Origin of the sequence: Dyadobacter sp. OTU695, from assembly GCF_038440355.1 — a bacterium.
Lineage (GTDB): Bacteria > Bacteroidota > Bacteroidia > Cytophagales > Spirosomataceae > Dyadobacter.
In genome coordinates this window covers 164,162-185,753 of sequence record NZ_JASATN010000006.1, presented here as the reverse complement: position 1 = coordinate 185,753, position 21,592 = coordinate 164,162, and the positions used below count along the sequence as shown (strand labels likewise).

At 48.1% G+C, this 21,592-nt stretch carries 20 protein-coding genes; 12 read left to right on the top strand and 8 right to left on the bottom strand.

Going from position 1 to position 21,592, the window contains the following annotated elements:
* The first annotated feature begins 100 nt into the window (after positions 1-100).
* The 3 genes from rpsT (at position 101) to AAHB90_RS13900 (ending at position 3,560) form a co-directional block, all read left to right on the top strand.
* On the top strand, positions 101-364 hold the full coding sequence (gene rpsT, locus AAHB90_RS13910; RefSeq protein WP_342085805.1) for a 30S ribosomal protein S20: 264 nt from the start codon (positions 101-103) through the stop codon (positions 362-364).
* Between the two features lie 168 nt (positions 365-532).
* Positions 533-1,807 carry a WD40 repeat domain-containing protein gene (locus AAHB90_RS13905; protein ID WP_342085804.1) on the top strand — a complete coding sequence of 425 codons (1,275 nt, stop codon included), beginning with the start codon at positions 533-535 and terminating at the stop codon, positions 1,805-1,807.
* 139 nt (positions 1,808-1,946) lie between these two features.
* A complete protein-coding gene (locus tag AAHB90_RS13900; RefSeq protein ID WP_342085803.1) occupies positions 1,947-3,560 on the top strand; it encodes an ABC-F family ATP-binding cassette domain-containing protein in 1,614 nt (537 codons plus the stop codon).
* 82 nt (positions 3,561-3,642) lie between these two features.
* On the opposite strand, the gene AAHB90_RS13895 is transcribed toward AAHB90_RS13900, so the two are convergent.
* The 4 genes from AAHB90_RS13895 to AAHB90_RS13880 form a co-directional block, all read right to left on the bottom strand.
* Positions 3,643-4,374 carry a class I SAM-dependent methyltransferase gene (locus AAHB90_RS13895; protein ID WP_342085802.1) on the bottom strand — a complete coding sequence of 244 codons (732 nt, stop codon included), beginning with the start codon at positions 4,372-4,374 and terminating at the stop codon, positions 3,643-3,645.
* 61 nt (positions 4,375-4,435) lie between these two features.
* Positions 4,436-5,878 carry a T9SS type A sorting domain-containing protein gene (locus AAHB90_RS13890; protein ID WP_342085801.1) on the bottom strand — a complete coding sequence of 481 codons (1,443 nt, stop codon included), beginning with the start codon at positions 5,876-5,878 and terminating at the stop codon, positions 4,436-4,438.
* A gap of 176 nt (positions 5,879-6,054) precedes the next feature.
* Positions 6,055-6,690, bottom strand: coding sequence for a gluconate 2-dehydrogenase subunit 3 family protein (locus AAHB90_RS13885; protein ID WP_342085800.1), 636 nt, complete (start codon positions 6,688-6,690; stop codon positions 6,055-6,057).
* A gap of 29 nt (positions 6,691-6,719) precedes the next feature.
* On the bottom strand, positions 6,720-8,459 hold the full coding sequence (locus AAHB90_RS13880) for a GMC family oxidoreductase (RefSeq protein ID WP_342085799.1): 1,740 nt from the start codon (positions 8,457-8,459) through the stop codon (positions 6,720-6,722).
* Between the two features lie 170 nt (positions 8,460-8,629).
* Here AAHB90_RS13880 and AAHB90_RS13875 point away from each other — a divergent pair, with 170 nt between their 5' ends.
* A complete protein-coding gene (locus tag AAHB90_RS13875) occupies positions 8,630-9,583 on the top strand; it encodes an L-threonylcarbamoyladenylate synthase (protein ID WP_342085798.1) in 954 nt (317 codons plus the stop codon).
* Between the two features lie 6 nt (positions 9,584-9,589).
* Here AAHB90_RS13875 and AAHB90_RS13870 read toward each other — a convergent pair whose 3' ends face one another.
* Positions 9,590-11,017 carry an ATP-dependent DNA helicase gene (locus AAHB90_RS13870; RefSeq protein WP_342085797.1) on the bottom strand — a complete coding sequence of 476 codons (1,428 nt, stop codon included), beginning with the start codon at positions 11,015-11,017 and terminating at the stop codon, positions 9,590-9,592.
* A 158-nt stretch (positions 11,018-11,175) separates the two neighbouring features.
* Between AAHB90_RS13870 and AAHB90_RS13865 the strand changes: the two genes are divergently transcribed.
* From AAHB90_RS13865 to coaD, 4 genes are all read left to right on the top strand, one after another.
* Positions 11,176-11,598, top strand: coding sequence for a CBS domain-containing protein (locus AAHB90_RS13865; RefSeq protein WP_446717904.1), 423 nt, complete (start codon positions 11,176-11,178; stop codon positions 11,596-11,598).
* A 124-nt stretch (positions 11,599-11,722) separates the two neighbouring features.
* Positions 11,723-12,214 (top strand): NUDIX hydrolase, encoded by a 492-nt coding sequence (locus AAHB90_RS13860; protein WP_342085795.1) that lies wholly within the window; start codon positions 11,723-11,725, stop codon positions 12,212-12,214.
* 37 nt (positions 12,215-12,251) lie between these two features.
* Positions 12,252-13,157 (top strand): DUF3822 family protein, encoded by a 906-nt coding sequence (locus AAHB90_RS13855; RefSeq protein WP_342085794.1) that lies wholly within the window; start codon positions 12,252-12,254, stop codon positions 13,155-13,157.
* 11 nt (positions 13,158-13,168) lie between these two features.
* On the top strand, positions 13,169-13,651 hold the full coding sequence (gene coaD / locus AAHB90_RS13850) for a pantetheine-phosphate adenylyltransferase (protein WP_342085793.1): 483 nt from the start codon (positions 13,169-13,171) through the stop codon (positions 13,649-13,651).
* A gap of 21 nt (positions 13,652-13,672) precedes the next feature.
* On the opposite strand, the gene AAHB90_RS13845 is transcribed toward coaD, so the two are convergent.
* On the bottom strand, positions 13,673-14,362 hold the full coding sequence (locus AAHB90_RS13845) for an NUDIX hydrolase (protein ID WP_342085792.1): 690 nt from the start codon (positions 14,360-14,362) through the stop codon (positions 13,673-13,675).
* A 101-nt stretch (positions 14,363-14,463) separates the two neighbouring features.
* On the opposite strand from AAHB90_RS13845, the gene AAHB90_RS13840 reads away from it, so the two are divergent.
* On the top strand, positions 14,464-15,768 hold the full coding sequence (locus tag AAHB90_RS13840) for a hemolysin family protein (RefSeq protein WP_342085791.1): 1,305 nt from the start codon (positions 14,464-14,466) through the stop codon (positions 15,766-15,768).
* A 2-nt stretch (positions 15,769-15,770) separates the two neighbouring features.
* The gene (pyrE, locus tag AAHB90_RS13835) at positions 15,771-16,412 is read left to right on the top strand and encodes an orotate phosphoribosyltransferase (RefSeq protein ID WP_342085942.1); all 642 of its coding nucleotides are present in this window, start codon (positions 15,771-15,773) and stop codon (positions 16,410-16,412) included.
* Between the two features lie 104 nt (positions 16,413-16,516).
* Here the strand turns inward: pyrE and AAHB90_RS13830 are convergent, their stop codons facing one another.
* Entirely contained in the window at positions 16,517-17,539 is a 1,023-nt protein-coding gene (locus AAHB90_RS13830) for an aldo/keto reductase (RefSeq protein WP_342085790.1), read from the bottom strand.
* A 142-nt stretch (positions 17,540-17,681) separates the two neighbouring features.
* Here AAHB90_RS13830 and ppk1 point away from each other — a divergent pair, with 142 nt between their 5' ends.
* Together ppk1 and AAHB90_RS13820 are read left to right on the top strand one after the other, a co-directional pair.
* Entirely contained in the window at positions 17,682-19,781 is a 2,100-nt protein-coding gene (gene ppk1 / locus AAHB90_RS13825) for a polyphosphate kinase 1 (RefSeq protein WP_342085789.1), read from the top strand.
* Positions 19,782-19,986: 205 nt separating this feature from the next.
* A complete protein-coding gene (locus AAHB90_RS13820) occupies positions 19,987-20,580 on the top strand; it encodes a TetR/AcrR family transcriptional regulator (protein ID WP_342085788.1) in 594 nt (197 codons plus the stop codon).
* Here the strand turns inward: AAHB90_RS13820 and epsC are convergent.
* Positions 20,573-21,406 carry a serine O-acetyltransferase EpsC gene (epsC, locus tag AAHB90_RS13815; RefSeq protein ID WP_342085787.1) on the bottom strand — a complete coding sequence of 278 codons (834 nt, stop codon included), beginning with the start codon at positions 21,404-21,406 and terminating at the stop codon, positions 20,573-20,575. The genes AAHB90_RS13820 and epsC overlap by 8 nt on opposite strands.
* Between the last annotated feature and the right edge of the window lie 186 nt (positions 21,407-21,592).

Below are 21,592 nucleotides of genomic sequence, written 5' to 3'. Positions count from 1 at the left end.
TTATTTAGTTGAAATATATTTTGAGAGGAAATTTGGCGTTTTGAGATGCAATTTCTATTTTTGCAGACCGAAATGAGAAATAGAAAAATATTCATTACAAATGGCAAATCATAAATCAGCTTTAAAAAGAATCCGCGCTAACGAGACTAAGCGTTTGCGTAATCGTTACCAGCACAAGACTACCCGTTCATACATCAAGAAATTGCGTGAAACGTCTGATAAGGCAGTAGCTGTTGAAGTTTACAAAACTGTATCTTCAATGTTGGACCGTTTGGCGAAGAAAAATATCATCCACAAGAAGAAAGCTTCCAACCAGAAGTCTAAATTGGCGAAATTCGTCAACAGACTTTCTGTTGCAGCGTAATTTTTACTTCCTGTGACCCGAAACCCCGGCAAATGCTTGCCGGGGTTTTTCTTTTTATTGTATATTGCGGATTCTTGAAAAGAACCTTGCAGGATATAATGCCGCTGCAAGGTTCTTTTTGATGTAAACTCAAATTGTTCAAACCACCTAAAACTTAAATTCTTTTCTATGAAAAAAGTTGCATTCTTTGCTGGTTTGGCTGCGTTGGGAAGCATCCCTGCGATAGCCCAATCACCCATTACGTTCAATGCACGGGGCCTGGTTGTTGTGTCTGATGCCGATTTGGCAGCTTCTGCATTGGTGGATGGTAAGCTACTAAGAGACAACACATCAAAAGATCAACTCACGACCATTAAATTCCCGGTAGAAAGAGGAAGCAAAGGCCTTGGGACTGCCCTGGTTTCCAATTCAGCTTTGGGATATTCGAAAACACTGGCCGTGTCCCCGACAGGAACGCTTGCATTTGTGCTTGAAAACCGGATCAGACCGGAGGATGGTGTAGGAGAATACAAGGAGCTGTCGAAAGAATTTCCGGTAGGCGAGAAGCTGTTTGTGGTCGATATCAGCAATCTGGCCGCGCCGAAAGCTAAGTTCGGCTTCCCGGTCGGTAAAAAGCCGACCTCTATCGATGTCAATAAGAACGAACTGATCCTTTCAACCAGCGATACAGGCAAAGAACTGGTATTTATCGAGGCTGGGCCGGACGGCAAGCCGGCGCGTTTCCTGAACCTGCCTGCTGCATTGGATACAACCAGCCGCATTGTAGATATATCCTGGCATCCATCAGGTGATTTCATCGCATTCACCCTTGATAATTCCAACGAAGTTGGACTCTACAAAGTGATCCGCGAGGCCGGAAAGCTGAAAAACGTAGAGATGGTAGGTAAACCTGTAAAAGTAGGTGTTGATCCTTCTTTTGGAAAATTCACCGCCGATGGAAAACATTACCTGGTACTCGATACGAAAGGAGCGCAGGGTAAAGGTTCGGCAGAAGGCGAAGTCATCGTGGTGGACTTTTCAATGGACGGCGCCGTTGAACATAAGGTAGCCGGACAAGCGCCCGTGGGCCTCAATACCGGTTCTTTTGCATTGAGCCCCGATGGTACGTTGCTTGTGACTGCGAATGCAGGTAAAAGCGGCTCGCCATGGGCGGAAGCCGGCGCAGGTACAGGGGCTTCACTCTCACTGTATAAAGTAGCGGCCACCGGTGCATTGACCAAAGTGGCTGACTACCCGTTCGACGGCATTTACCCGCAGAGCGTAGCGTTCGACAAAGACGGTTCTAACCTGGCGGTTTCCGTGTTCGAATACCTCGAATATGGAAGCGGCAACGGTGGGGTGGAATTCTGGTCGGTTACCAAAGGCGATACCCCGGCATTGAAAAAGCAGGGCGCAAAAGTGAGTGTGGCCAAGGGCGCGCACACGCTACGCGTGATCCCCTGACCAACGGGAAACGTCCAATTTTAACAGGCAGGCCGGTATGTTACCGGCCTGTTTAGTTTGTATTTAGTTTCTCCAAGGATGCTAAATCAGACCGATTTTTGTAATTTTGCGGTCTCATTCATAAATAATCAATTTTCAGATGATTACGGTTCAGAACGTATCGCTGCGATACGGTAAAAGGGTATTGTTCGACGAAGTAAATATAAAGTTTGTTCCAGGTAACTGCTACGGCGTAATTGGTGCCAATGGAGCCGGGAAATCCACATTTTTGAAGATTCTTTCAGGTGAGATCGAGCCGCAGACGGGTAATGTAAGCATGAATCCCGGCGAGCGGATGACGTTCCTGAAACAGGACCAGTTCGAGTTCGACGCATACACCGTTATGGACACGGTGATTCTGGGCCACGAACGCCTTTATAAAGTAATGAAAGAGCGGGAAGCCATTTATGCGAAAGAGGATTTTACAGACGAGGATGGCGAAAAGGCGGCGAATCTGGAAGCAGAATTCGCGGATCTGAATGGTTGGGAGGCTGAAACCGAAGCCGCACAACTTTTGAGCGGTTTGGGCTTGGGCGAAGACCTGCACCATTCTCTAATGGGCGACTTGAATGCAAATGACAAAGTGCGCGTTCTACTCGCGCAGGCGCTTTTCGGTAACCCCGATGTGCTCCTGCTCGATGAGCCTACCAACAACCTTGACGTTGAAACTGTGCTGTGGCTGGAAAACTTCCTGGCAGATTTCAAAAACACGGTAATAGTCGTTTCCCACGACCGTCACTTCCTCGATGAAGTTTGTACGCACGTCGTGGATATCGATTTCAGCAAAGTACAGCTGTTCTCGGGTAACTATTCATTCTGGTATCAATCCAGCCAGCTCGCATTGAAACAGCGCCAGGATGCGAATAAGAAATCGGAAGATAAGCGCAAGGAATTGGAGGAGTTCATCCGCCGTTTCAGCGCGAATGCTTCCAAATCGAAACAGGCTACTTCCCGGGCCAAGCTGTTGGAAAAACTCACAGTGGATGACATCAAGCCTTCGTCCCGCAAGTATCCTTACATCGCATTCAAATCGGAGCGCGAGGTAGGTGACCAGATTCTCCGTGTGGAAGGGCTTTCCAAAACTGCCGAAGACGGCACCAAGCTGTTCGATAACCTGACCTTCACCATTAATAAAGGTGATAAAATTGCATTTGTAAGCCGGAATGTTTTGGCTATCAGTTCATTGTTTGATATTGTGAGCGAAGTAGACAAGGCTGATAAAGGAGAATTTACCTGGGGGGTTACCATTACAAAATCCTACTTCCCGAAAGATCCCGGACAGTTCTTTGATGTAGATTTAAACCTGGTAGACTGGCTTCGCCAGTATTCGGAGGAAAAGGACGAAAGCTTCATCCGCGGCTTTCTCGGAAGAATGCTTTTCTCCGGTGAAGAGTCATTGAAAAAGGCAAAAGTGCTTTCGGGAGGTGAAAAGGTGCGTTGTATGCTCTCGCGTACGATGCTCTCGGGCGCCAATGCACTGGTACTCGATGACCCAACCAACCACCTTGACCTTGAATCGATCACAGCATTGAACAACGGTCTGATCGACTTTACAGGCGCTTTGTTGTTCTATTCACACGACCACCAGTTCGTAGAAACGGTTGCCAACCGCATTATCGAGATCGGGCCAAAAGGAATCCTTGACAAGCTAATGACTTACGACGAATTCCTCACAGACGAGACGGTGAAACAGCAGCGTCAGAAGCTGTATTGATCCCGCTCCGCGGTCATTTACAAACGAAAGCCCAGTTTCCATTCGAGACTGGGCTTTCGTTTATGTAAAACAATATTTGCGGCTAGAAAATGGAAAGCTGCTTTTCGTTCTTCTGCGTCAATACAGCATATGAGCTGGGCTTAATACCCCGCAGATAGGGTACCATCCCCAGGATGGCATGCTTAATTTTCGTAATGTAATAGGGTGCGATTCTATTGCTGAATGAGAGTTTTAGTACTTCGTCGTGATACAGGTGATTAATATCCTTTTTTACCTCAAAATTTTCAGATTTAAGCAGGAACCTGAATAATGCCGGCGTATAAATATTGATATGGCCGTAAGAAAGAAAATGCTCCAATTTCCGGTCGACATAGAATGAAAAATCGATCGGTACTTCGAAAATCTGATACTTTGAAACCCGTTTAATCTCTCGCAATAATATCCTTTCGTGCTCCACATGCTCCAAAACGTGCGAGCAAATGACCAGGTCAAAGTGATTGTCGGGATACGGGATTTTGTACCCGTCGAACAACAGCACATCATTGAGATTCTTGATATTTTTCGACTTGATCAGTTCGATCCCGCTCTCAGAGATTTCAACACAGTTTAAATCCGGACAAAAATCCCATTGCGACAGCCAGCTCAGAATACTTCCTTCACCTGCACCGACTTCCAACACGTTTTTGAACTGAATCGATTTGGAAAGTTCAACAATATTAAGCGCTTTATAGCGCGCACCGGTGCTCCGCCATTTTACTGAATTTTCATCATACTGGTTTGAATATGATTCTTTTATGTTGCCAGATAGTTGCATATGGCTAATGCGGATTATGTTCTAGGATTGATAAAATAAACGAGTCGATCAAAGCGATTTTCTAGTCATTAGCTACCAGTATCTTAACGACTTCGGAACCAACGGTCAGAAAATAGATTCCATCCTGTAATGAAACTGTGGTGATCTTCCTATCAGGAACGATTGTGGATTCTATCACGGTAATTCCTTGGGCGTTTTTTATGTTATAAGGCTGATTCTGGTTTTTAGCGCGAATGGTGAGATGTCCGCGTGATGGATTAGGATACACAGCGACAGGTTGTTCTTTTGCCTTCACGTTAATTATTTTTGAATAGGTTGAAGTGCCATCCCAGTCGATCTGTTTCAGGCGGTAGTAAGTTAGTGGATGAGGCGCCGGGTCAGTAAATGAGTAATCCAGCTTCTCTCGGCTGTCGGTATTACCATTTATAAAACCGATTTTTTGGAACAATCGGCCATTTGGGCTGTTTTCCACTTCAAAGCCCTTGTTATTGCTTTCGGAAGCAGTTGTCCATTTCAGCACATTTCCCTCAGCCTTACTTTCGCCGGAAAAACTTACGAGATCCACGGGCATTGAGCTGCACAGTGTCGATATTTCCTCCGTAGAGTTGCATCCCGTTGCATTTGAAGTCACGTAGAAAATCGTTGGCCTTGTTTTAAGAAGCAAACAGATGGGGCGGATGGCGCATTCAGACAATTTCCCGCAGTTTTGAATCTGAACTTGACTGGCAAACCCAAGACTATCCAGGCCGCTAAGCGAAGCGAGTGCATTATTATTTGTAATGTTCAGGTAATAACCAATACTTTTCAATTTGTTGAGGCCTTGTAAATTGGTAAGCAATGGATTGTACCCAATGTAAAGATAGCCCTCAGTACTTTTTAGGGATTGCAGACCATCAAGATTCAATAGCTTATCATTCAAGGCTATGGAAACTGAATGGGCTGACGAAATATTGTGAAGACCTGTTAAACTTTCCAGCAATGGATTTGCGCCAACCGACAGGAAATCTGTGACGGAAGTTATTTTATTAAATACTTCAACACTTGTTAAAACCGGGTTATAAACAACCCTGAGGTAGGTCCCTACATATGCAAGAGATTGCAAGCCGGAAAGGTTTGTCAGCGACTGATTACTTTCCACATTAATTCCATCGTAGATATTGGTAAGGGCTCCAAGTCCATCTACGTTGAGTAAGGATGGATTATTAATGATCGTCAGACGGCCTATTACCTCTTCCAGCGATCCGAGACCGGTCAAATTTGAAAGAGTTGCATTATTGGCTATCATCACACTACCATTAATGGTGGAGATATTGGAGAAGCCGTTCAGATTTGTGATATCTGCTCCGCTGATAACCACATCTCCCGAGATTGCTTTGCAACCGGGGTTTTGAATTTTGAAGTCATCAATTTGTTGCTGGCTGGCAAATGTAGGTGCCGTGCAGACCTGAGCTTTAGCGTATGAAGAAAAGAAGAGAATGAAAAATAGCAGGTAAATCTTGCGCATATTTGTCAGCATTCCGGTGGTGAGTAGTTATTGACCGCTGAATCAGTCAACTCAAAGGTACCATCTCGTTTGCAGCGCTCAAAATAATTTTACACGGATTGCCGTTTGAACCACTTGCGGCAGGTTGCACCATTGACATCCTAATGGTATAACCTGCGACAAGTGGTTCAAAGATTTTAATCGTAGCTCAAACCATACTGCTTCAACACATCATCCGGAACACCTTCCCACACATTCGGTGTGTTGCCTTTATAGCCAAGATCAGCGATGCCGATTTTGGAAGTATAGTAGCCCGAAGCTGTCAGATTGCGCATAAAATTGAAGAACGCAACACCTTGGCTGTGAATTGGTTTGGCTTTTTCGGGATATGCAATATCATCCACGATCTGGATTTGCTGCGCCTTGGTCGCCAGTGTAAATCCTTTGCCGAAGCGGTTGAGCGATTCTCTTTCGAGCCATCTCAAACCTCCGCGCAATGGTGTCTGATGTTGAGGCATATCTTTGACAATGAAGTCGATAAATTCAACCACACCTGCCTGTGATGCGCTGCCGGATTTGTCGTCGGCCGGGATGATAATGTCCACCAAAACCTTGATGGTCGCCAGTTCAGCTACTGTCAGGAATTTCTCCTTGGCCAGTTTCGCATCACGGATCGCTTCTTCCTTCGTTCTGCCTCCCGGAATTTTAAGCGGGGTTTCCGGTGGGTTTTGCATATCGAGCTCCCGCTGCTCGGCAAGAGCTACCTGAGGGCTTAACGCCACCATTCCCAGGGAGCTCAGTGTCAATGACTTTAATGAATCTCTGCGTTTCATATGGGTATAATTTGAACAGGGTTCAAATGTTAGATGTTTTTCTGTTTAACCTGATTGATAATATACTCCGAAGCACGCATTGATAGCGCCAGGATGGTCCAGGTCGGGTTTTTATCGGCCTGTGATACGAAAGATCCACCGTCTACGACAAAGACGTTCTTGGCATCATGTGCCTGGGAGAATTTGTTCAATGCGGAAGTTTTCGGATCGTCACCCATACGCACGGTGCCTACCTCGTGAATGATGCGGCCCGGTGCGGCCAGACCATAATTGGTATCGGCGCCAGGCTTGGTGCCATTCGCAACGCCGCCCAATGCATGGATCATCTCCTCGAAAGTATCATGCATGTGCTTGGCCTGCTTGATTTCGTAGTCGGACCATTTGTAATGGAAGCGCAATACAGGGATACCGAATTTGTCGACTACATTCGGATCGATCTCGCAGTAGTTGTTAAAATCGGGGACCGCCTCTCCGCGACCGGCCATACCGATGTTGGCGCCATAGAAACGGCGGTAATCTTCTTTGAGCGAAGAGCCGTAGCCGCCTGCTGCCTTGGTTATACCATCCTTGGTAGGATATTTACCATTCAGGTTTTCGATTCCTGAACCGAAACCGTAGCTTGGCATTCCCATGCCGCCGCCGTATTCGATGTGGTAACCACGTGGGAAGTCAAGTTTCTTGTTGTCGAGCCACCAGGGAGTGTACACGTGCATGCCGCCTACGCCGTCCTCATTGTAACGCTTACGATCCATCAGATGGGGCAGGAATGCGCCGCGCGAAGCGCCGGTCGAGTCGTGCAGGTAATGGCCTACAACGCCGCTTGAGTTCGCCAGACCATTCGGGTGACGGGCCGATTTCGAGTTGAGCAGCAAACGTGAAGACTCTGCCGCACTGGCTGCCAGAACTACTACTTTCGCTTTAATAGTATGCTCGGTTAGTTTTTCACGATCAATGTAGGAAACACCTGTTGCAAGTCCTGTTGTCTGATCGGTAAGTACCTCGCGGCACATAGCATTGTTGATCAAGGTTACGTTACCGGTTTTGATCGCAGGAATACATAATACCGACGATGAGGAGAAGTCCGCATAGGCCTGGCAGGCGCGCGAGCATTGGCTGCAATAGAAACAAACACCGCGCTGGTCGTTGATAGGTTTGGTAAGGATCGACAGACGCGACGGGATTACCGGAATATTCGCCTTTTTACCGGCTTGTTTCAGGAAAAGCTCGTGCAGACGTGGTTTCGGCGGTGGCAGGAAGATGCCATCCGGCTCGTTGTCCAGGCCCTCGACAGTACCAAAAACCCCGATCAGCTTATCCACCTGATCATAATAAGGCTTTACATCGTCGTAGCTGATCGGCCAGTCGTCACCGAGCCCATCGATGCTTTTTCTTTTGAAGTCTTTTGGTCCGAAACGCAGGGAGATACGGCCCCAGTGATTGGTACGGCCACCGAGCATACGGGACCTGAACCAGTCGAATTGCGTTCCGTTCTTGCGTGTATAGGGTTCGCCTTCGATTTCCCATCCTCCCCAGGCAGCATCGAAATCACCGAAAGGGCGGTGGGTACTGGCGCCGCGGCGTGGCGACTCGTACGGCCATTTAAGTTGGGTAATGTATTTGGGATCGGCAGGGTCGAAATATCCACCTGCTTCCAAAAGAGCCACCTTGGCACCTGCTTTGGCAAGTTGATAAGCTGCCATTCCGCCTCCCGCGCCCGAGCCGATGATGGCGACGTCGAAAACGGCAGGTTGTTCTTTGATTTGAAACATAGTAAAGGGTTGTTTAGATAGTACTATTTAACCAATAAATATAAACACGTATCAGGTAACGGAGGGCCAACTTTTAGACATTCAGGTTTATTTAAAAACAATCTAAATGCGGATATTCGGATTTCTTCCGCGGTGCCGTATTTTTGTATTTTTTAAAACTGAATCATACTTTGGCAGTTACCGGCAGCGACCTTGATGTCGCAAAAGAATTTCTTGTAAAAGGCGAATTGGTAGCCATTCCTACCGAAACCGTCTACGGGCTGGCGGGCAATGCGTTGAACGAAAAAGCAGTACTTTCTATTTTTGAGGCAAAGAACCGGCCCGCATTCGATCCGCTCATTATCCATACTGATTCGATCGAGAAAGCGGCTACTTATGTATCGGATATCCCTGAAAAGGCGCGCGTACTGGCCAGTCGCTTCTGGCCCGGGCCGCTGACTTTGCTGCTGCCCAAAAAGGATATCGTGCCGGATCTGGTTACCTCAGGGCTCGATACGGTTGCCGTGCGGATCCCAAACCATCCACTGACGCTGGCATTGCTCGGCCAGCTTAGCTTCCCACTTGCCGCGCCGAGCGCAAATCCGTTCGGATACATCAGCCCTACCAAACCAGAACACGTCGATCAGCAGCTCGGCGACCGCATTCCTTATATTCTGGACGGCGGTGAATGCGAAGTGGGGATCGAATCGACAATCCTGGGTTTTGAAAACGATGAGACGATCGTCTACCGGCTCGGCGGGCTGGACATCAACGAGATTGAATCGCTGATCGGACCAGTGGTGCTGATGCCGCATTCGACGTCCAATCCCAAGGCCCCCGGTATGCTCAAAAGCCATTACGCACCACGCAAGCCGTTGCATTTATACAGAAGGGATGATATTGTACCGGGCGGTGCAGAAACAGGGTATCTGATGTTTGACCGGTACCTCGATGGGGCCGACCGGCAGCATCAGCGTCTGCTGAGTCCGAGTCGTGACTTAAAAGAGGCGGCGCATAACCTGTTTGCGTACCTGCGAGAGCTGGATACATTACCTGTCTCGGAAATTAAAGCGGAGCTGGTGCCTTCCAGTGGGCTGGGACTTGCCATCAATGACCGGCTGCAACGTGCTTCTGTACCTGCCTGATAATGTTTATTTGAAAAATTGCTGGTGAAAGTTCATTAGGAAAACCTCGTCGGTGGCCCTGGTAATGGCCGTGTAAAGCCATCTGATAAACTCGGTATTGATCTGCTCCTCCGGCAAATAGCCCTGATCGATAAATACGGCACTCCACTGGCCGCCCTGCGCCTTGTGGCACGTGAGCGCGTAAGCGAATTTGACCTGCAATGCATTCAAAAACGGATCTTTCCGCAACGCTTCGACGCGGTCCTTTTTGGATTTGATATAGAAATAATCCTGCTGGACACTTTCGTAGAGCTTCTTGTTATCCTCGGCGGACATCGAGGCCGAAGGTGAATGTAATGTATCAAGGAAAATCTTTGCGTCGAATTCGGGCTGTTTTTCATAGTCGGTCAACCGTAGCGTCACGTCGGCGAAACGGAAGCCATGCATTTCCTGGGTCTTGCGGATTTTGAGAAGCTCCACAAAATCACCGTTGGCAATAAAGCCTGCCGGAGAATCCTCGTCAAGGATATTGTAGTTGTTCCGTACGACCATCAGCCGGTCGCCGGCGTCGAGCTCGTCTTCCGAAAAGTTGATCACTCGCCGGATGTATTCGTTGTACTGGACAGCGGACTTGTTCGAACGTGTCAGGATAATCGAGTTTTCCGTTCCGTATTTATCGTACGCATATCGCAAGCCTTCTTCCAGTTTTTCTCCGGTCATCTTAAAAACATCACGGAAGGAGCGGGTGGTAATATGGATTTCTGCTGCCTGGGCACTAAGCTGGCTGCGCAATTGGGTGGCATTGAAAAGGATACCCGATTGTTCGTCCTGCCGCATGACCTCTTTCAATTCTTCCTGAAAAACCGACATATAGAATGTTCTTTCCAGGTAATCACCGTCCAGTGCAGGGCTTAGTTCCTTTCCGACAGGCGGCAGCTGGGCAGTGTCGCCTACAAGCATCAGCTTGTTGCCCGGATTTTCGAATACAAACTCAACGAGATCTGCAAGCAGGCTGCGGCTTCCGAAATCAGCTTCGTCGGTGATCATGGACGCCTCATCGACGATGAAAAGGGTATTGTCGTGGTAGTTTTTCTGTCGCTGGAAAGCTAATGTGCCTGAAAATGCGTCTGCGGTCTGTTTGTAAATCTTCTTGTGGATCGTCAGCGCGACCTTTTCCGAATAGCCTGACATCACCTTCGCTGCCCGGCCCGTTGGGGCCAGAAGGACTGATTTATATCCGAAATTTTTAAGGACTTTGATCAACGTGCTGATGATGGTCGTTTTGCCCGTCCCTGCATAACCTTTGAGTAAAAAACAGTCCCTGTAACGTTCCAGGCCCTTTTCTTCAATAAGAAAATCATTGGTAAGCTCAAAGAATCGAAGCTGCCCCTCGGTGGGTTTAAAAGGGAATTGTTTGCGCAGTAATTGGGAAGGCAAAAGTTTGTCGGTGTCCATGGAACGAATCTAGCGCAAGGAATTTGAATATCAAAAACCGGATTTTTTTACAAAATAATACTCAGAATTTATTGGATTTTAATAGGCTAAATCCATATATTAGACTCCCTTATCTCAAAATCCCCAAAACCTAAACATCTATGCTGGTACAACATGTAATGGGCAACAAGCCTGTCAATGCGATTTGGTCGGTTACGCAGGACAACACAGTGTTTGAGGCTTTGGAACTCATGGCCGAGAAAAACATTGGGGCAGTTTTGGTACTTGAAGATAATGAATTGATCGGTATCTTCTCAGAGCGCGATTATGCGCGGAAAGTGATATTGCAGGGACGTGCTTCGAAGGACACGCTGATCCGCGACGTAATGACCAGCAGGGTTATTACAGTGGAAACAGACGAGAAGATCGAGGAATGTATGCAGATCATGTCCGACAAGCATATCCGCCACCTGCCCGTGAATCGCGACGGTCAACTGGTCGGCATCATTTCGATCAACGATATTGTTTCCGCGATCATCAATGAGCAGAAAGAGCATATCAATACGCTCGAAAGCTATATTTCCGGAAGCCCCTACTCCTGAGCGCATCTCGCTGAAAGTCCGTCGTTGGATAGCCCCATCCCGGGATCCGGAAGGTGGGGAGGGATAATTATGTCTTGCCTATTCTGGACGGATGGTTATCTTTGCCCGTTCAAAAAAACGGGCCTTGCAGACTTTAAATGCGGACATAAACAAGTTGTATGGAGGCTCGGTGCGCGTGCGGGTAGGCGGTGTGTGCGTGGAGCAAGACCGGATTTTGCTCGTCAATCACGCGCTCTACGGGCCTGAGGGTACCTTCTGGTCCCCACCAGGTGGTGGCGTGCGGTTTGGCGAATCTGCGGAAATGGCGTTGGTACGTGAATTTAAGGAAGAGACCGGACTGGATGTGGAAGTAGGAGAACTACTTTTCGTTCACGAGCATATTGCAGCGCCCTTACATGCGGTGGAATTGTTTTTCCGTATAAAATCCTTTATTGGAAATGCAGAAGCAGGGGCTGACCCCGAGCTGTCAGCTGACAGCCAGATTATCAGGGAAGTCCGCTTCCTTGACTGGGAACAGATCCAGCGTTACCATCCTGGCCAGCGTCATCGCATTCTGAATATGGCGGCTTCGATAGAAGGAATTTTTGAGCTGAACAAGTATATTTCCGGAAGCTAATGCCGGTACAAAACATTAAACAATACCACCCCACGACGTGGCAAATTCTGAAAACCAGTTGATTGAAGTTATTCCGACGCTGTTGGTAGGAGACAATTCCTTCGATGCGGCCAGCATACCGCTTTGCACGCTCTGTGTCGAGCTGGACGAGCGTCGCATCCGCTTCTGCATTGTCAGGGATGAGAATATGGAATGCATCTGGCTGGAAGACTATTTCTTTGAGAATGCGCTGACACCTGCCGAAATTTTCGAACGGTTGAAACGGATTTTCAGCGGACACTTGTCGTGGTCATCCAACAACTGGAAGAATGTCCGTGTGACGGTGAACTCGCATGCATTCACATTAGTGCCAAATGTGATTTTCAAGCCGGAATCGGCTTATGAATACCTTTCTTTTGCGTTAGGTAATCCAGTTTCTAAGCATGAGAAGGTACTTTGGCATGATTTGCCGCTGGTGCACGCGCAAAATGTATTCAGCATTCAGGAGTTGTGGTATGACTGGGTCGTGAACCATTTCAGTGCTTCGACCGTAACGTTCTACCATCTGACAAGTGCCCTGGCGATCGGTTCGCTGGTCAACCACGTAGAGCACCAGGAGATGCGGATGATGTCCTTGTATTTCGAAAAAGACCATTTCACACTGGTAGTAAGCGAAAGCCAGCAACTGATGCTTTGCAACCGTTTTAAATATGCCCAGGTTCAGGAACTGGCTTACATTATCCTCTTTACATTGAGCCAGTTGAATATCCTGCCGGAGGAAATCAAGGTCCTTTGTTATGGTGAAATTACGCCGGCTTCGGATTCTTACCACGAGCTTTCGCGGTTTTTCCCGAACTTGCATATGGGTACGCGGCCGACCACGCTGAGGTACAGCCCGCAATGCGCGGAAGTGCCCGGTCACCGGTACTTCGGTCTGTTCAATACTTATCTTATTTCTTCCTAATACGTCCTCCTATGACACGTGTTGCATTATTTCCGGGATCGTTCGATCCTTTCACAAAGGGTCACGAAGATATCGTCCTGCGCGGGCTGAGACTGTTCGACCAGGTGGTAATCGGGATTGGTAACAATGCTACCAAAAAGCGTTATTTCCCGCTGGAAGTGATGAAGGAAATGATCGAAAGGACTTTTCGAGCCGAACCGAATGTAAAAGTGGTCACTTACGACGACCTGACGGCCCATACCGCTCGTGAATTGGGCGCGAGGTTTCTTTTGAGAGGCCTTCGGAATACAACCGATTTTGAATATGAAAACGGTATCTCTCAGGTTAACAGGTATTTATATGAGGAGATCGAGACCGTGTTCCTGATCACTTCGCCGAGTCTTGCGCCGATCAGTTCCAGCATTATCCGCGACCTGCACCGTTACGGACAGGCCGTGGACAATTTTCTTCCCTATTCACTATCCGAATTGAAAAAAGCGGAACAGAGCAGTTAAAAATAGCTCTTAGCGCCGGTTTCAGGATTCTTTCAGGTTATGTATCTTGTTAAGGCTGTCGATCACATAGCGGATTGAGCTGTACGACTTGATTAGCAGCGGTTTTACTTCTGCCGGCTCGTACCAATCCAGCTTTTCGATCTGCTCTTCGGCCTGCGGGCTCATTTTAGAATCGTCGATACAATCGAAGAGATACCATTTCGTGCGTTTGAGAATACGGCTGTTGTTGAGCGTGTAGGTGTGCCAGGTGGTGCAGATTTTGTCTCGGATCAGCGCTTTCACGCCCGTTTCCTCCTCAATTTCCCGGGTAGCTGCTACTTTGGAATTTTCGCCTTTATCCAGCTTCCCTTTCGGCAGGTCCCACATCTTACGACGGTACATAAAGAGCCATTTGCCCTCTTTCACCACCACGCCGCCTGCGGCTTTGATCACCTTGTATTGTGCCTTGATCCTGTCTTCTACCTCCGCTTTTTCGCGAGTTGCCATCGTAATCGAGAGCATTTCTTTCGGAAACTCCTTTTCGAGCATCTGGATTACCTGAATGGCGCTCGTAGTAGTGGAATTCAGAAACAGGACGTGACCTGTCAGCATGCTTCTCTGCAACTTTTCAAGCCGTAGGTCAACGATGTGTTCAAACCGTGACGTTTCGGCAGCAGACAACTGATTGGTCCGTACAATTCTGACTGGACGGTCGTCGAAAAAAATGGTCATTTTGGAATGGGTACGTGAATGGATCGCAAAATTAAGTAAAGAGTTTAGTTTAGGCAGAGATTATTATTGATAAATTTGTACTTGTAACAACTAACCAGTTCTTGGAACTCCTTATAATTCTACTTCTGGTGCTGCTCAATGGCCTTTTTTCCATGTCAGAGATAGCACTGGTTTCCTCCCGAAAATCGCGCCTGGAGGCAGCAGCCAAGAATGGCGATTCGAGCGCGAAAGCTGCTTTAAACCTCGCAAATTCACCCACAAAGTTCCTTTCCACCGTTCAGATCGGTATTACGCTTATTGGTTTGCTGACCGGTATGTATAGCGGTGACAATATTACGGCCGATTTCGAGCAGTTCATTGCAACGTTTCCAATCCTGGCTCCATATAGCCATTCACTGGCAGTAGGCACGGTGCTGGTTTTCATCACATATCTGTCCCTTGTGCTCGGTGAGCTCGTCCCGAAACGAATAGGTATGTCTAATCCGGAGGCCATTTCGAAAGTGATGGCTACGCCTATGAACCTGCTTTCGAAGGCGACAGCGCCCTTTATTGCGTTGCTTGGTTTTTCAAGTGATTTGATTATCAGGGTTTTAAATATAAAGCAAAGCGAAAACGCAGTTACAGAGGAAGAGATTAAAAGCCTGATACAGGAAGGAACCTCTGGTGGTGTTTTCGAAGAGATAGAGCAGGAGATCGTCCACAATGTGTTCCAGCTCGGGGATCGTAAGGTAACCTCGCTGATGACCAACCGCCAGGAAATCGTTTGGCTGGACCTGGAAGATACCGTCGAAGAAAATAAGGCCAAGATACTCGATGCGAGGCACTCTATTTACCCGGTTTGCCGGGGTAATGTTGATGATGTGGTTGGTTTGGTGTATGTCAAAGACCTGATCGCGACAGACCTGGAAGTACAAATGGCCCACCTTAATTCGATCATGCGCGACCCGGTGTATCTTCCGGAAAGCAACCGGGCTTATCAGGCACTCGAAAAGTTTAAGGAGCAGCGCGTGTATTACGGCATTATCGTGGATGAATATGGCGGTACGCTTGGCGTGGTGACCATGCACGACATTATGGATGCGCTGGTAGGCGACATTTCCGAGGATATCGAAGAGGCATCCGAAATTGTTAGAAGGGAGGACGGTAGTTATCTCATTGATGCTCAATTGCCGTTTGACGATTTTATTCAGTATTTCAATATCAATATCCAGGAAAGTGAGCGTCGGGAGCTGGTGGGCTTTAATACCCTGGGCGGCTTTGTGCTGCACGTTCTTGAAAACATACCCCAAACCGGCGAGAAGTTCAACTGGCGGCAGTTCGAGTTCGAGGTCATCGATATGGACCGTAGCCGTATTGACAAGCTTTTAGTAACCAACCATAATAAACAGCAAGAATCCGAAGATTAATGATGTCGAACGATCAGGATATTACCAAACGAATCGCCGAGCTGCTTTTGGAAGCGCAGGCCATCAAGCTTAGCCCCGAAAAGCCGTTCCAGTGGAGCTCAGGCTGGTTTTCGCCCATTTATTGTGACAACCGGGTCGCCTTGTCCTACCCTGACACACGCACTTTTATTAAAAAGGCGCTGGCGGAACTGATCCGTGCAAAATATCCTAATGTACAGGCGGTTGTAGGTGTGGCAACCGGTGGCATTGCGCAGGGTGCATTGGTAGCTGATATGCTCGAATTGCCTTTTGCCTACGTGCGTCCCGAACCCAAAAAGCACGGAATGGGTAACCAGATCGAAGGCAGATTGGAAAAAGGTCAGTCGGTGGTCATCGTGGAAGACCTTATATCGACCGGAGGAAGCTCGCTGAAAGTAGTAGATGCCCTCCGCGAAGCGGGCATTGAAGTAGCCGGAATGGTAGCCATATTCACCTACGGCTTCGAAGTCGCTGTCAACAATTTTGCCACTAAAAATGTCCAGCTGGATACGATCAGCAATTACAATGCACTGATCGAGGTAGCACTGGAACATCAATACGTAAACGACTCACAACTTGAAAGCCTGGCGGCCTGGCGCACGGCGCCTGAGCAGTGGGGCAGGTAGGTAATTAGCCATAAGCTTTAAGCTATAGGCCTTAGGCTATAAGCTATGCGTGAGATTTGCATAGCATTAAAGCCTACAGCTTATAGCTTATAGCTTTTTTTCCCTCACCCCCGATGATTATCAAGACTCTCATACAGCCCGCCAAAAGCCTCTTCCTTCACTCCGTCTGATTTCAGGAATTCGTGCGGGAAGCCCAGCTCGATTTTGCTTACCTCGTTTAGCTTTTGCAGGGCTTCTTCCGGAAGGCGGAAGTCAAGGCAGCCAAGAGAATCAATCAGCTGACTTTCTTTTGACGCGCCGATGATCGGGATCATTACCTGATCGCGGTGGCGCGTCCAGTTGATCGCTACCTGTGCGGGTGTTACTCCCAGTTCTGCGGCGACATCGACCACAGTTTGTGCGATTGCGCTGCTGTGATCGTTTCTGCGGGTACTATGGTCGGGCACGCGGCCAGTTTCTCCCCGCAGATATTTACCCGTTAACGCGCCGCCGCCAATTGCGCCCCATGGGGTTACAGCCAGGTCAAGCGCCTTTGCCATCGGAAGCAGGTCGCGCTCCGGCGTTCGTTGCAGCAGCGAGTACTCAAACTGGATAGCGGCAAATGCATTCCAACCGCGGAAATCAGCGACGGTATTAGCCTGGGAGACAATCCAGGCAGGTGTATCGGAAATGCCGATGTAATGTACAATTCCGCGGGTTACAAGGTCATCCAGGCCACGCATTACTTCTTCGGTCGGGGTGGTATTGTCCCACATGTGCACCCAAAGCAGGTCAATGTATTCGGTATTAAGGCGTTTGAGGCTCGAAGTGACAGAACGCATCATGTTTTTGCGGTGGTTGCCGGCAAAGTTAAGGTCATCGTTGCGATCTTTGAGCGTGAATTTGGTGGCCAGTACCCAATGGTCGCGATCGCTTTCGATGAATTCGCCCACATACTTTTCCGAAGTGCCTTCGGTATACCGGTTGGCCGTGTCGATGAAATTGCCGCCTGCGTTGGCGAATGCTTCAAAAATTTTGAAGCTCTCGTGTTTATCCGCTCCCCAGCCCCATTCTTTTCCGAACGTCATGGTCCCCAGGCAAACTTCTGACACCCGCAAGCCCGAGCGGCCTAATAATTGATAACGCATAGTAATTTACTTGTGGTTTTGAATGAAGATATAGCTGCTGAAACTTACCGGACAACGTTGTTTTTTGTACCGCAAAGTTATATTCTTACCCGCCAAATGTATTTATATTGTACCAAATTTTGAATCTTTTACACCACACTCAATGATCGACGTTGCCTATCCCTACTTTGATACCAATCTCAGTTGGCTTTCGAACAATTACAGGTTGCTGCTGGAAGCAAATGACGAAACGGTACCGGTAAGGGAACGGTTGCGGTTTTTGGGTATATATGCCTATCAGACCAAAGAGTTTTACCGTGTTCGTATCCCAAATCTGCTGGCGATGGGGGAGGTCAGTGAGGATATACGCTCCAAACTGAATATTTTTCCCGAGTCGCTGCTCGAACATGTCTATGAAACGGTTGAGAATCAGCTTCGCGAGTTCAACGATATTCTGACATCGGGCATCTTGCCTGCATTGATCGAACAGGGCGTACATCTGTATTATCGCGAGGCATTTGTACCCGATCATACCGCATTTGTGAGGCGTTTTTTTCTCGATAAGCTGTTCCGCTATTTGCAGCCGGTATTTCTGGACAGTCGTCGCACGCTGAAAACGCCGGCCTTTGAATCCAAGCAACTGTATCTGATCGTCCGGATGCAGCATCGCGAAGATGCCGAGGAAGATTGGTATGCGACCGTCAATGTTCCCACTGAGCATTACGGCCGTTTCCTGGAACTGCCAGAGTGGGAGGGGAAGCGCCACGTCGCCTTTTTGGAGGATGTAATACGAGAAAACCTGCCTATACTTTTTCCGGGTTACAACATCCTGGAAAGCTATGCGCTGCGGGTCGAAAGGGAAACCGAGCTTTCTATTGAAGACGAATACCCGATGCAGGTCGCACAACGCATTCTCAAACAGCTTGAAAAGCGGAATTTCGTGCAGCCTTCCCAATATTTTTATGAATCCGGCATGCCGCTGTACGTGCGCGAATATCTGGTGGGTAAGGTGGCAATACCGATGAATGACTTCCATGAACGCGGGGATTACCTGCTTATGCAGGACCTGGCCAAATTTCCGGTAGTATCCCGCCGGCTCGATTATCCCTACCAGCGGCCGGTCCAAAATCCTGAATTCGAGGAAGCGAAATCGGTCTTCGAGGCTATTCAGCAGGCCGACCAGATGCTGCACCTTCCTTACCAATCCTATGAACCTATCGTCCGTTTTTTTAATGAAGCGGCCGTGGACCCGCATGTGCGGGAGATTCACGTTTCTTTGTATAAAATCAGTCCTAATTCATTTATACTGAACTCGTTGATAAGCGCTTCAAAAAACGGGAAGCGAGTCACTACCTATGTCGAGCTGAATACCAAACTCGACATCCAGGAGAACCTGCAATGGTCGAAAAAGATGCGTGACGCGGGCGTAAAAATCCTGCTGAGTGTTCCTGGTCTGAAAGTGCATGCGAAAATGGCTTTGGTGAAACGGAAGGTGCAAAAAGGGTGGGAGCGTTACGCATTCCTGGGAACCGGCGGTTTTTACAGACTGACCAGCCGGGAGATCGTCGATCATGCGCTGTTTACCTCACACCGCGAACTAACCAATGAATTGGAATTGCTGTTCGGGTACCTTTCCACGCAGGATGAACCCAAGAAATACAAGTATCTGCCTTTCAATAGTCTGTATGTTACCCAGTTCAATCTTCAAAAAAGGCTGCTGGATCTGATAGACCGTGAGATTGCCAATTGCAACGCAGGTCTTAAATCATTTATCACCATTAAAATCAACCAGTTGCAGGATCATATCCTGATAGACAAGCTCTATCAGGCCGGACAGGCGGGTGTGCCCGTGCATGTGATCGTAAGCGAGAGTTGTGGGCTGATCTCAGGACTCCCGTCGATCAGCGATAATATCGTGGTAAGCCGCCATGTAGACCGTTACATTGAGAACACGAGGATATTCCATTTTGGTAACCGGGGCAACGACGAGATCTACCTTACATCCTGCGACTGGACGCACCGTAACCTGCACCGGCGTATCGATATCTGTTTCCCGGTACTGGATGAGACATTGAAGAACCAGATGCGGACCGTGCTCCGCAATTATGTGAACGACAACCAGAAATCGGTGCGGCTGGATCTGTACCAGAACAACTTGCGTATTGTCGACGACGCGCGGGGCAAGGTGCGCGCGCAAGAGGCTAATTACCGGTTAGTGGAGAAAATTGAGCGGAATGGACTTGCGCGGCGTTCAGAAATATAAGCTTTCCGGTGGCTTAAAAAAATTTTATCAGCATTAAATTTCCGAATCGCCTGTCAGATTTAATGGACGGCCTTTGTAGAAAACTTAAATAAATTTTGGGTCAGTTTTTCATTGCCATACCTTGTCTGGTCTTGAAGTGTAAGGGGTATATCGTTATATTTGAAATCATATCATTCTGAATCAATCCTAAAAGACATTTTTAAGCATGGGAATAGTAGAGCGAAGAGAGCGGCTTAGAATACAGGTACGCTCAGACATCGTTAAGACAGCCAAGGACATAGCCCGCGAGGACGGATGGACGGCTGTTTCGATTCGCAAGATTGCTGATGTGATTGAGTACAGCCCGCCTATTCTCTATGAGTATTTCGAAAGTAAGGACAAGCTCCTGGAAGCCATCCGTATGGAAGGGTTCGACTATTTGCAGGGAGAGTTTGTAAAGATAAAGGGCCATTTCAGCAACCCGCAGAAGCAGCTTGTGGAGGTCGCACAGACGATCTGGCATTTCGCTGTGGAAAATCCGGAGGTATTTCAGGTAATGTTCAACCTGGAAGGCGCTTACTGCGACTCGAAGAAAGCCTATTCACAGGCGATGAGCATTAAGGACAACCCGGTCTGGGAAATGATCGCCGGACTTCGTCCGAAATCAGGGGACCTTGTTACTAAAACCTATTATGAATGGTGGTGCCTTACCTTTGGGTTTATCAGCATCACTATGACCACCCAACCCCGTTACGCATTTCCACAGGCAGAGCCCGTGTATATGGAAGGTATCCGGAGATTTATCCGGAGTATTATGTAATAGAAGGGGAGGAATGTTGGCGTATCTCTATTTTACTTTGGTGATAAACCAGCGAATATGGAGGTACGCTTTTCGTTAGCCAGGCATTCCCGCCGATGATCGAGTCGTGACCGATTACGGTTTCTCCACCCAGAATGGTCGCATTGGCATACACCACCACATTGTCTTCGATTGTAGGATGCCGCTTGTGTGATGCAAGGGATTTAGAAACATGCGTCGCACCGAGCGTAACACCCTGATAGAGCTTCACGTTATTGCCGATATGGGTCGTCTCGCCAATTACTACACCGGTACCGTGATCGATGAAAAACGAATGGCCGATGGTTGCATTCGGGTGAATATCGATGCCTGTCTGGCTGTGGGCGAACTCGGTAAGCATGCGCGGAAGCAGGGGAATACCGCTTTTGGCAAAAGAATGCGCAAAACGGTAGGTAGCAATAGCCATAAAGCCCGGATACACTGAAATCACCTCCTCAACACTCACCGAAGCAGGGTCGTTATCCGTAATGGATTTGGCATCCGTCAGAAGCGCTTCATAAATACCGGGGATTTGTGCAAACACTTCGTCGAGTATTTCCTCTTTGTCGCGTTCGAGCTGGGGCAGAAGCGGTTGCAGCATGCAGTTCAGATCATTGCGCAGGTCGGCATACTTCATCGCCAGGTCCTTGGCCGGACAACTGGGGCAATCCTTGCTGATCGGGAACAGGAAATTGATCAGGTTCTGGATGAATTTCCCCGCGTCCTGCCGTGAAGGTAGCTTGTACCTGTACTGTTCGGTCTGGGCGGTGAGGCGCTCGAAAAAAAGTGCTTGCTGGGTGGTTGTCATTAAAATAGAGGTTGAACTATACCGTTAAACCATTGCTGGCATTGCTTTTGCATATCCAACAACGAAATGCACTGAAAAATTTTGAGGGTGGCGCTTTCTTTTCAAAAAAGGCCAATCGTCAGTTTTTTCTCCCGATAAAATCGTATATTGAAATATCCTGTGAATTTAGGAAATAAGGCAAGATTC